Raw genomic sequence first — 8,985 nt, forward strand, 5'->3', positions numbered from 1 at the left:
CCGGAAACCGGGAGTCCTTGCGTGTCCAGTAGTCCACCGCCTGGCGAGTGATCTTGAGTTGGAACGCGATGTCCCCGATGCCGACCAACTGCTCACCGTCGTCCACGCGGAACATCGTAACCACTTTGCTCTTCCTCAAGAACCTCGCTAGGGTCTAATTTGCTGAGTAGCAAATAGATGGAGGAGGAAACCATGCCCCCCACCCCGCGCCGCCTGGATGAGGTCCGGGCGCTGTTAGACCGGGACGAGGACTACGACGAAGATCCGGTCGGCGATCCGCCGATCACGGTGAGCCGCTACCGGGCGTCGATACGGGCGCTCCTGGCCGCCCGGGTACCGGAGCCCGGGATACTCGCTTCTGCCTGGTCCCAGCGGGAGACGGATGCCTTCCTGGCGGGAAGCCGGGCGACCCTGCGCCTGGTCGTCGAGATAATCGGGCACGCCCTAGCGGCGGCACCCACCGGAGACGGCAGCGGCGGCGTAGATTGACCGGCGGCGAGCGGGCGGCCAAGCGGCCGGGTGGCCGGGTGGCCGCCCGCTCGGTAGCATGCCGGCGGCCATCGGGAAGTAATAAGCACACTCCGGGCAGCCCGCCGAACAACGGCCGGCCCTAACCCGTACCCGGCCGGAGTCCAATCCCGCATCCAATCCTGCAAACGATTCACCCGAAGCACTGTCGGGATCGCGACACCAGACCGCGGCACCAGGCCGTATCCCGCGCCGGGACCTCCGTTGCGAACAACCTGCGCCACACGAGGGGAAGATCATGGGGGCCACAGAGCCGCACGACGACAAGCTGTTCGACGACGAACGCGAGATCGGTTGGGGTGACGAGTCATTGTCCGAGGAAGAGGACCCGGACATCGAACGACTCCTCGCCGATCTTCCACCGCACCACGTCGACCGCTGATCCGGCGGCGAACCCACTCGTCACCACCAGCCCCCGCCACCAGGGCGAGAAAGTGCACCACTCGGCACTTTCCTGGCGCAATTATGGGGCGCCGGGTGCGGTTTGCCAGGAACGATCCGTGCCGGGTACCCAGCCAGCGGGGCGGCGTCCGCGCAGTTGGGCAGGACGTGAACKGGCAACCCGAGCCTGTCCTGGAGGACCCGCGCCGCTGATACCGCACGGGCGGAGAATTCTCACTCACGGTGATGATTGTGGGACGTGTCACCGCCGGGAGGAGCCTCGGTTCGAATTCCAGTCGGCGGTTGGCGCCGGTATCTCACCGAATCCCAATCCGACGACCGGCTCCGGCCCAGGTACCGTAGGGGGGTACCTGGACGGGAAGGCGCGATGGATGCACGGCTACACCAACACCAAGGACGATTACACCGCTCGGCTTCGCCGCATCGAAGGCCAGGTCCGGGGGCTACAGCGCATGATTGCCGAGGACAAGTACTGCATCGACATCCTCACCCAGGTCTCGGCGACGACCCGGGCGTTACAGTCGGTCGCCCTCGGGCTCCTCGAGGACCATCTGACGCACTGCGTGACGCACGCCGCCGCCGAAGGCGGTCCGGTGGCCGACGAGAAGATCCGGGAGGCGTCGGCCGCGATCGCGCGGCTCGTTCGGTCCTGACCACGGCGGTTGCGGTGAAGGCGGTTGCGGTGAGACGACGGACATCGCTTTCGAGGTTCGTCGAGGTCCCCGGGTCGGGTGCTGCGCAGGTCATCCTCGCCTGTTCACCTTCACGGAATATGCCTCCTGGATCTCGCAGGTTACGCCGGACGGCCCCGGACCGGGGCCTGCCGGATGGCGTCGGCCGGGTAGYGTCGGCCGGGTGACGAGCGAGACCGACGGCACCGCGGTGCCCGCCAACGGTGCGGTCGACCGCACCGCGTCGGTGCAACGGATCTGGCTGGACGACCGGTCCTGGGTCGACGTCACGCGCGGATGGCTACGCGAGGCCGACCAGCTGTACGAGACCCTGCATGCCGAGATCCCCTGGCGACAGGGAACCATGTGGCGTTACGAACGCCACGTCACCGAACCACGGATGAGCGCCTGGATCCCGCGGGGTCGGCCGGTCGCCTTTCCCGCCCTGCTCGACGCCTACCGGACCCTGCGGCGGACCTACGGCGTGGAGTTCGACGGCTTTGGCCTGTCGCTGTACCGGGACGGAGCCGACGGCGTCGCCTTCCACCGGGACCGCGAGATGCGCTGGCTCGACGACACGGTGATCGCCATCCTCACCCTCGGTGCCCGGCGACCGTTCCTGATCAAGTCTCGCCACCTGCCGCCCGGCCGACGGATCCTCAACGACCCGGAGGCATCCGGCGCTCGCGACCTCTCCCCGGCCGGCGGTGATCTGATCGTGCTGGGAGGTCGGGCCCAAGCCGACTGGCTGCACGCGGTGCCCAGGGTCCCGGAGCACGTCGCCGGACGCATCTCGGTCCAGTGGCGATGGACGTCCCGGACGGGCCGCCCGGAACAGGGCCCCGGTTACGGCGCCGCGCGCCACTTCTCGCGATAGCCGCCGCCTGCCGGCTCCCCGAGGCATCCTCACCTGCCCGCACCCGCGRCACCACCACCAGCAGCAGGCCGGACATCACGAGGAACGCGACCAACCCGGCCGGTCACCGGGCGGGCCGGTCACCGGGCGGGTCAGTCACAGGGCGGGTCGTAGTGCCGGTGACCGAGGTAGGTCCGCCACTGCTCCCGATTGATGCGGCCCTCGGCCCTGGCACAGATCTCGTCCTCGGCCGCGAGCAGGTCGAGCTGCCAGAGACGGACGGCGTCACCGGCTACGACTGCGAGGACGCCCTCATGTCCCAGAGGTCCGAAGACCGTCGCCGTCGGCGCGGTGCCGACCGGCAGGGTGGCCCGCTGCACCGGCCGGGATGGTGAGCGCATGTCCCAGAGCGTTACCTGACCGGCCGGGGTACTGACAGCGAGGACCCGCCCGTCGGCGGAGAGCGCGATCGAACCGGCCTGGCCTGGCCGGCTCGCGATGGCGGTGAGGCGGTGCAGTCCCCGGGGGCTGTCCAGCCCATAGATCTCCGTCAGCGAGCCGCCGTCGGAGGTACTCGCCACGGCGAGCCACCGGCCGTCCGGGCTGACGAGGAGCTTGCGGACAGTGGCGGGGGCGGTCAGCTGGGCCCGGCGGCGCGGTTGCCCGGCAGCGGTCACATCCCAGACGGAGAGATGGCCTACCCCCCCGACCGCGAGCGAGTCGCCGTCGGGGGTGAAGGCGAGGCTGGTGACCTCCGCCGGCTGGGGCAGCTCGGCGAGGGCGCGAGGATTCTGCGGATGGCCGATGTCCCAGAGACGGACGACGCGATCGGCGCCCGCCGAGGCCAGGGTTCGACCATCCCCGCTCACCGCGACGCTCGCCACCGCACCCGTGTGTCCCCGCAACTCGGCGAGCAGACTCACCCGTTGACCGGTGTTGATCGCCGACTGAAGGTCACCGTCGTCCGTGGACCCGGGCTGGGCCAGCCGCCATAACCGGATCACCCCGTCCGTCCCCGCCGTCACCATGATCGTGGACGCCCGCACACCCGTGGCCGGACCGGATGCGGGTATCAGCGCGACGGCGAGCAGGCCCTTCACCGCGGCCGCCGGGGCGACCCCGGCCGCGAGGGGGCTGCGATCTCCCATGGCCGCGGCCACCGCGGGCAGGTCGGTGATGTAGCGCACCCGGCCAGGGCCGATGATGTTCCACACCGACCCGCCGAAGTCACCGACGATGATCAGATATCGACCATCCGGGGTGATCAGCAGATCGCGGATCGCTCCCGTCGCCGGCCCGATCTGCCGGATGCTCGCATTGACCAGCGCCTCCGCCGCAGCCGAGGTCGGAGCCATGCGGTAGGCCGAGACGGCGAGTTGGCCGGCGAGATCCGGTTCCCGGTCGAGAAGGCGCATCGCGCCACGGGCCGCCTCACGCGACGTGGYCGCCGCGCTGCGCTCCCGCAGCGTATCGACGATCACAACGGTCGAGAGGACGAGCACCGAGACCGCCACGCCGATCGAGAGCACGCGTCGAAGCCACCCGCGGTCCAGGTGATCCCGCGGTGACGATGGTGATGACAAGGCGGAGACATTCCCGGTGCCCTCCTGGACGTAGCTTGCGCGCGCTCTCKCGGCCGCGGTGGGCAGTGGGGCGGGCACACCGGCCAGAGCGGCCGACGGAGCGGGAGACGACGGAGCGGGAGACGACGGACCGGGAGACGACGGACCGGGAGACGACGGACGCATCCGCGGTTCTGCTCCGGTACGGACGGCGCCGAGGGCGACCGCGGCGGCCGGCGGGACGGCCGTGATCTCCGCGGCCGGCGGGACGGCCGTGATCTCCGCGGCCGGCCCGGTCCCGAGCACGGTCACGGTTTCGAGCACGATCTCGAGGCCGTGGATGGCACCGATGGCAGGAGCGGCGAGGTCGCTCGTGCCTACGACCTCCGGTTTCGTCTCGGACTCGACCGTCCGCCTCGTCTGYACCGGCACCAGCGTCTCGATGGCACCCGCCGGCAGGGCGAGACGCCGGGTGGGTTCGACCGCCGGCTCCGCCTCGCTTCGTGTCGGATAGGCCATCAGCTGTTCGAGCAGTTCGGCCGCGGCCGGCCGGCGCTTCGGGTCCTTGCGCATCGCCGCCGCGACCAGCTCTCGCAGCTCCGGGCAGAACACGGACAGGTCGGGTTCCGCGTAGACGGCCCGCTGCAGCAGGACCCGGGGCGTTCCGGCACCGAATGGCGGCCGGCCGGTCGCGGCGAACAACAGCATGCCGCCCCAGGTAAAGACATCCGATGCGACGGTGGCGGTCTGCCCGAGAGCCTGTTCGGGCGTTATGAACGCAAGTGTTCCGATACCGGACGGCGGTCCGCCCGGATTATTGATGCTTACCGCATTCATCGCTCGGAAGAGCCCGAAGTCAACCAGCCGCACTCCCTGCCCGGAAAGAACCACATTGATAGGCTTCAGGTCGCCGAGGAAAATTTCCAATTCGTGCAGTGCGGCCAGAGCCGTCGCCAGYCCGACGGCGAGCCGGTAGGTGTCTGGTCCGGACAACGCTGCGCCGCCGGCGACGGTTGCGGCGAGAGTCGGAGCGTCGATGAACTCCGCGACGACGTATGGGGGGCGAGCGCCCGTGTCGAGGTCGAGGATGGCGGCGAGGCAGGACGGCGCCAACCGGCGGATGTTGTCGAGGTCGACGCGCAGGCGCCGACGGAACTCTGCGTCCCGCCCGAAGGGCGCAGTAATCGTCTTGACGAGGACCGGACGCGCCTCGCCGTTACGTGCAAGAAACACTGGTCCTGTCCTGGCGTCGACCAGCTTCCGTTCAACTGTATACGGACCGATAGTCTGGAGATCAGTCCCGGTGAGCCCAGGGAGGTTGCGCCGGGATATCGCCATACGACGAAACCTCCTACGACTGCACAAACCGGCCGTGYCGGCACGGCGGCGGATCTGGTCGACAAATTCATGTTATCGGCGCGAGCCATGGGCCGGGCGCCCCCTTGTGGTGGTCGAGCACCCACACCCACGCCATCCCGCCTAATGTTGGCGGGAGGCCGGATGCCCGCCGACGGGCGTGGACGATCAGGCGTTCGTCGGCCGGGCGAAGGGCTGCAACCGGGTGACGAGTCCGCGGACCTCGGCCCCGGCCGCAGCCAGGGTCTCCTCGGCGGAGCTGCGGCTGCTGCCCTCCAGCAGGACGTCCAACGCGATCAGCCGCTCCGCGATCTCCGTCATCAGATCAAAGTCGCGAACACGCTGGTGGACCAGTTCGGCCAGCCGCTCGTTCTTCTCGAACAGCTCGACGAAGACGCTGACCTTGGCCCGGAGCAACCAGGGGTCGAAAGGCTTCGCGATGTAGTCGACCGCGCCGACAGCGTAGCCGCGGAACGCGTGATGCGGCTCGCGGTCGATCGCCGTCAGAAAGATGATCGGAGTGTCTCGGGTACGCCCCCGCTGCTTGATCCGGTGCGCTGTCTCGAAACCGTCCATCCCCGGCATCTGGACGTCCAGCAGGATCACCGCGAAGTCGTCCACCAGAAGACGCTTGAGAGCTTCCTCACCCGACGACGCCGTGACGAGATCCTGATCCAGCGAGGCGAGAATCGCCTCCAGGGCCATCAGATTGTCCGCTCGATCGTCGACCAGCAGGATCTTGCTGCGGGGCCRTTCCGTGCTCGGCCCACCTTCGCCGTCGACGGAACCGCCGGTCCGCTCGGTCACCCGCCTGCCTCCTCCTTCGCGATYGCCCTGCCGACCCGTGGTGGGCGTCGCCACCCCTACATGATCACTGATCGCTCCCGGCGGCATCTCACCACCCCACCGATAGCCACCCGAATGCGCACCATACGCGATCTGATCAATACAGATACGACCGCATCACCCCGAGGAGGTGCTCCAGATCCACGGGCTTGGTGATGTAGTCGGTGGCTCCGGCGGTGATGCTCTTCTCCCGATCTCCCGGCATGGCCTTGGCGGTCAGCACCAGGATCGGCAGGTCCGCGAACGCCGGCATGTCACGGATCATCGAGGTCGTTTCGTTGCCGTCCATGCCCGGCAACATCACATCCATCAGCACGAGGTGCACGGGCGGGGTGTCCTGCTGCAGCATACGGATCGCATCATGACCGTTGTCGGCGTAGAGGACCCGCATTCCGTACATCTCCAGCGCGCTGGTGAGCGCGAAGACGTTGCGGACGTCGTCGTCGACGACCAGCACCGTGGTGCCGACCAGGGGATCGGATCCTTCCGATCCCTCGGTCAGCGGGCGGCTGGCGGACTCGGTGGACTCGGTGGACTCGGTGAGGAACGGAGTCCCCACCGTGACGGGCTCGCTCGGCCGCCAGCCCGACGTGAAGGCCGCCGAGCCCTCCGCCGGTCCGCTGGCCGCGGCGGACCAGTGGGCGCCGCCGATCCCACCCGCGTCCCCGTGCCCGGCGGTTCCCCCCGCGCCGGGCCCGGAACGGGTCGGGGACAGGGACGAAGACGAAGACGGGGACGAGGGCGCGAGTGCCGCCGTGCCGAACCGGTCGGCGTCGGGGTTCTGCCATCCGTTCGCGGGCCCGGCATCGCGGCCGGCGGACGGCGCGGGTCCGCCACCCGGTTCCGCGTCCACTCCCTCACCCGACCGCCGCCCGAGGTACTGACCCGACGGATCGACGATCATGAGAACGTTGTCTGGCTCGCCCGGCGTGACCCCAAAGGGCGGCGTCTGCGCCGGCGGGGCCGACGGCAGGTAAAGGGTGAAGGTGCTCCCACGGCCGACCACGCTGGAGACCGCGATGGCCCCGCCCAGCAGGCGGGCGATCTCCTTGCTGATCGACAGGCCGAGCCCGGTGCCACCGTAGCGACGCGACGTCGTGCCGTCCGCCTGTTGGAACGCCTCGAAGATCATCCGAAGCTTCTCGACGGCGACCCCGATTCCGGTGTCGGTGACCGCGAACGACAACACCGTGCCCGCGGAACACAGGCTCGGCGAGAGGAAGGGCAGATCCGGCCGGGCGACGGTGACGTCCAGCCGGACGGTGCCGGTGTCGGTGAATTTCACCGCGTTCGACAGGAGGTTCTTCAGCACCTGCTGGAGGCGCTGCTCGTCGGTGACGAACTCGGCCGGCACGTCGGGAGCGAGGTTGACCTGGAATGACAGGCCCTTCTCCTCCGCCACGGGGCCGAAGACCCCGGCGACCGCGTCGCAGAGCGCCGCCGTGCGCACGGTGGTCGCATCGACGTTCATCTTGCCGGCCTCGACCTTCGACAGGTCCAGGATGTCGTTGATCAATTCGAGCAGCTCGGAACCGGCGGAGTGGATCGTCTCGGCGAAGTCGATCTGCTTGCGGGAGAGGTTACGGTCCGGGTTGTCGGCCAGCAGCTTGGCGAGGATGAGCAGACTGTTGAGCGGCGTGCGCAGCTCGTGGCTCATGTTCGCCAGGAACTCCGACTTGTACTGCGACGACAGCGCCAGCTGCTCGGCCTTCTCCTCCAACCCGATGCGGGCCAGCTCGATCTCGTGGTTCTTCTCCTCGAGCAGCGCCGCCTTCTCCTCAAGCTCGTTATTCGTCCGCTGCAGCTCGACCGACTGCGAACGCAGCTCCTGGGTGAGCCGCTGGGACTGGGCCAGCAGCTCCTCCGTCCGCGCGTTCGCCATGATCGTGTTCAGCACCACCCCGATGGTGTCGACGAGCTGGTCGACCAGGGTGAGGTGCAGCTCGGAGAACGGCGAGAACGAGGCCAGCTCGATGACGCCGAGCACCTGGTTCTCGAACACGACCGGCACGACGACCAGGTCGCACGGCGGCGCCTCACCGAGTCCGCTGCGGATGTTGAGGTAGCCGGCTGGTACGTGCTCGACTCGGATACGGTCGCGTTCCAGGGCCGCCTGCCCGATGAGTCCCTCGCCGAACAGGAAGGTGCCGTCCGAGCGGCGCCGGGGCACCGAGCCGTAGCCGGCGACGTAGCGCAGCTTGTCACCCTCGATGAAGTCGAGCAGGTAGACCGTGCCCTGCTGGGCGTTGACCGCTGGCGTCATCTCACTGATGATCATCTGRCAGACCGCGTAGAGATCGCGCTGGCCCTGCATCTTGCTGCCGATCCGGGCCAGGTTGGACTTCAGYCAGTCCTGCTGGGCGTTGACCTCGGTGGTCTCGCGCAGTCGCGCGATCATCTGGTTGATGTTGTCCTTGAGCTCGGCGACCTCGCCCTCGGCCTCCACCGAGATGGACCSGGTCAGGTCACCGCGGGTCACCGCGGTGGAGACGTCGCCGATCGCCCGCAGCTGGATGGTCAGCGTGGACGCCAGCTGGTTGACGTTGTCGGTGAGGTCCTTCCACGTTCCGGCGACTCCGGCTACGGTGGCCTGACCGCCGAGCTTGCCCTCGACGCCAACCTCCCGGCCCACCCGGGTGATCTCCGCTGCGAACGAGGAGAGCTGGTCGACCATCGTGTTGACGGTGTCCTTCAGCTCGGCGATCTCACCCTGCGCGGTCACGGTGATCTTCTGGCTCAGGTCGCCGCGGGCCACCGCCGTGGT

General features: G+C 68.8%; 7 protein-coding genes. 4 read left to right on the forward strand and 3 right to left on the reverse strand.

Going from position 1 to position 8,985, the window contains the following annotated elements; all coding sequences use genetic code 11:
• The first annotated feature begins 192 nt into the window (after positions 1–192).
• The 4 genes from KBI5_RS15270 (at position 193) to KBI5_RS15280 (ending at position 2,478) form a co-directional block, all read left to right on the forward strand.
• Complete coding sequence (locus tag KBI5_RS15270; protein ID WP_023840988.1) at positions 193–489, forward strand: hypothetical protein; 297 nt, start codon at positions 193–195, stop codon at positions 487–489.
• A gap of 277 nt (positions 490–766) precedes the next feature.
• Positions 767–910, forward strand: coding sequence for a hypothetical protein (locus KBI5_RS27030; RefSeq protein ID WP_023840989.1), 144 nt, complete (start codon positions 767–769; stop codon positions 908–910).
• A 391-nt stretch (positions 911–1,301) separates the two neighbouring features.
• Entirely contained in the window at positions 1,302–1,583 is a 282-nt protein-coding gene (locus KBI5_RS15275) for a metal-sensitive transcriptional regulator (RefSeq protein WP_011438415.1), read from the forward strand.
• 202 nt (positions 1,584–1,785) lie between these two features.
• Positions 1,786–2,478, forward strand: a complete 693-nt coding sequence (locus KBI5_RS15280; protein ID WP_011438416.1) for an alpha-ketoglutarate-dependent dioxygenase AlkB — start codon at positions 1,786–1,788, stop codon at positions 2,476–2,478.
• Positions 2,479–2,609: 131 nt separating this feature from the next.
• Here KBI5_RS15280 and KBI5_RS15285 read toward each other — a convergent pair whose 3' ends face one another.
• The 3 genes from KBI5_RS15285 to KBI5_RS15295 all read right to left on the reverse strand — a co-directional run.
• Positions 2,610–5,357, reverse strand: coding sequence for a serine/threonine-protein kinase (locus KBI5_RS15285; RefSeq protein ID WP_085015611.1), 2,748 nt, complete (start codon positions 5,355–5,357; stop codon positions 2,610–2,612).
• Positions 5,358–5,543: 186 nt separating this feature from the next.
• Positions 5,544–6,182, reverse strand: a complete 639-nt coding sequence (locus KBI5_RS15290) for a response regulator (protein WP_085015612.1) — start codon at positions 6,180–6,182, stop codon at positions 5,544–5,546.
• 136 nt (positions 6,183–6,318) lie between these two features.
• Positions 6,319–8,985 (reverse strand): ATP-binding protein (locus KBI5_RS15295; protein WP_116289933.1); only part of this gene is annotated, 2,667 nt, incomplete at its 5' end.

It is taken from the genome of Frankia sp. KB5 (assembly GCF_002099325.1).
GTDB lineage: Bacteria > Actinomycetota > Actinomycetes > Frankiales > Frankiaceae > Frankia > Frankia casuarinae.

Bases quoted from the DNA above. Each gene is read 5' to 3' on its own strand.
- KBI5_RS15270 (WP_023840988.1), top strand. From the start codon at position 193: ATGCCCCCCACCCCGCGCCGCCTGGATGAGGTCCGGGCGCTGTTAGAC.
- KBI5_RS27030 (WP_023840989.1), top strand. From the start codon at position 767: ATGGGGGCCACAGAGCCGCACGACGACAAGCTGTTCGACGACGAACGC.
- KBI5_RS15275 (WP_011438415.1), top strand. From the start codon at position 1,302: ATGCACGGCTACACCAACACCAAGGACGATTACACCGCTCGGCTTCGC.